Source organism: Enterobacter sp. 01-M-03-SI-ECC, assembly GCF_047530215.1.
Lineage (GTDB): Bacteria > Pseudomonadota > Gammaproteobacteria > Enterobacterales > Enterobacteriaceae > Enterobacter > Enterobacter chengduensis.
In genome coordinates this window covers 5,175-7,303 of the sequence record NZ_JBLKDA010000064.1, presented here as the reverse complement: position 1 = coordinate 7,303, position 2,129 = coordinate 5,175, and the positions used below count along the sequence as shown (strand labels likewise).

At 43.5% G+C, this 2,129-nt stretch carries 1 protein-coding gene and 1 pseudogene; one reads left to right on the top strand and one right to left on the bottom strand.

Annotation, left to right across the window (positions count from 1 at the left end):
- Nucleotides 1–147: 147 nt before the first annotated feature.
- Nucleotides 148–783 carry a hypothetical protein gene (locus ACMWKK_RS25600; protein WP_012477419.1) on the bottom strand — a complete coding sequence of 212 codons (636 nt, stop codon included), beginning with the start codon at nt 781–783 and terminating at the stop codon, nt 148–150.
- 613 nt (nt 784–1,396) lie between these two features.
- Here ACMWKK_RS25600 and ACMWKK_RS25595 point away from each other — a divergent pair.
- Nucleotides 1,397–2,129 (top strand): annotated as a pseudogene (locus ACMWKK_RS25595) (site-specific integrase); the annotation flags it as partial.

Genomic DNA, 2,129 nt, shown 5'->3' with positions numbered 1-2,129 from the left:
GGGTGCTCGTTTACTCTTGTTTTTATGTATTTAGAGTTAAACTCTACTTTTCTATTTTTAGAATTCAAGCTATTCATCGTAATTGAGAGATATCCTTTTAATGTTCAGCAAGCCTGTTAAAAGCACTTTATCTGAACCGCGTTTTGCCTAAATCCTGCTCAATATATACTCTCCCTGAGTTCTGAAATCCTCAAATTCCCCAATCTTAAAGCATTGATACATAGATGATGTCAGATAATGCGCAATCATCTCACCGCCAATATGGATCCGTTCCGGGTGTGGGTATGTCGCCTGTATAGCCCTTTGTTCATTCATCATTACAGGAATTGTCTGCAACAAATCCCCATCCAAGATTTGGCACTCAGGTTTTACTCCTGTTCCGTATTGTAATTGCTCTGATTCGAAATCATGGACTGAGCGATAGGCGAACGAAACGATATTTCCTGTTTCCTCGCAAATTGCGAACTGATAAACACTGGTTGTCACCGTTGAAGAAGAGGGAATTGCATGGTCATGCTTGTATTGTTTCCACAGCCTCCTTAGACAGGCCGATGTATGATAATTGAGATTTTGTATACCTGATACGACCATTCTGGTTGATGCTTCAAGCAACCAGGTGTTAGAAAATCCACCTGCCCCCGTTCCTGCTATGATGGTTCTTAGCTGGGGGATGTAACCTGCTTTGGAAACAAAAGATAACGGCTCCCCATTATCGGTGACGGCAAGGGTATCTGTTACAATCAGTGCTTGTGCTTCGTCTGTATAAAATATCAGTGATGACATATTTTCCTCATCCAGAAAAGACATTACATGAATCACAGAACAGGTCACTACAACCACGTGAAAGGGAGTCAGACCATTTTCCAGAGGTAAATATATTCTTGTGTTTGGACGCGTTGCGGTTCTCTGTAAAAAATATATAGCACAAACAAAAGTCCCCGCAGGGATAAATATAGTTATATGCGCTTTTTCTGCTGGCTTTTACAATTGAAAGTGACAGGTAAACGAAATGTGTTACAGGTTTCTTTTGCTTTTCGTTGGGTTCTGTATATGCGAATTTACCCTGTGTGTTATTTTTGCAATGGACTCAGGCTGTATTCAATCAATTAAGGTTTACTTCTGGCATTAAGATGTATCCGTTGCCTGTTTTTTAAGGGCACGGTTTGTGCCGGGAAATGAAAATCACATCTTAAGTTCTTCACTCAAAGGATTTGTGATGTTTATCACGTATGGTCCGGGTAACGTGTTGAGGTCAATGTATTGCATCGTGATGGTGTCGTTACATCTTTTACTTTCCTCCTGATTTGCATATTCACTCCCGGCAACCTGGTTGTTTGTTTTTTCTTCTTCCGGATTTATAGTGTAGGCATGAGGTGGCGTTTCAGGGCGACAGACTGTGAGGATAATCACTAACATTCATGCGCGTTATGGGCGTGTCAGCAAACTGGATGCAACAGAGCCGAAACTGAAATTTGAACCCGGATTTCTGTATGCTGAAATACCTTATATTAGCGGCATCCAGAATCGAAAACTGAGCCGATATGTACACTTTTATCTTATGGATAAAGCTATCCTGCAGGCCAGGGATTTAAAGCCTTTAGCCCGGGCATTTTTACGCTGGATAAGGTGGCTGGAGGATAACGGACTTGACCCTTTCACCCCGGGAACGTTGAAATACCAAAGCCCTACATATGGCTTCAGGGAGTATCTTCTGGGGGCCGTAAGGCAGGGGCGCATCGCCTCATCCACCGCGGCGGTGTACATCAGCGTTATCCGACGGTTTTACGTATTTCTGGGCAAGTGTGGTGAGCTGGCTGCCAGCTCATTTTTTACGTTGGTCGAAAAAGTCGTTGACGGGCGACGCAAGGTGATAAGTTCGGATCTTGCCATCAGGATAACCAGCACAACAAAAAGGACAATCAACCCACTGAATGATGCAGAGGTTCATATCCTGGATGAGGCACTGAAATCTGAGTCCGGGTTGTTCAGTTTAATGATTGTGCTGATGAAAAATTGTGGGCTACGGCTGGATGAAATGCTGACCCTGCCGTCGTCACTCTTTACTGAAGAGTACCTTGCCAGTGTCCCTGTATCTGAGTTGACCATCAGGGGGCTTCATATTGGTCCGA

Excerpts from the sequence above, each read along its gene's own strand:
- ACMWKK_RS25600 (WP_012477419.1), bottom strand. The coding sequence starts at position 783 with ATGTCATCACTGATATTTTATACAGACGAAGCACAAGCACTGATTGTA.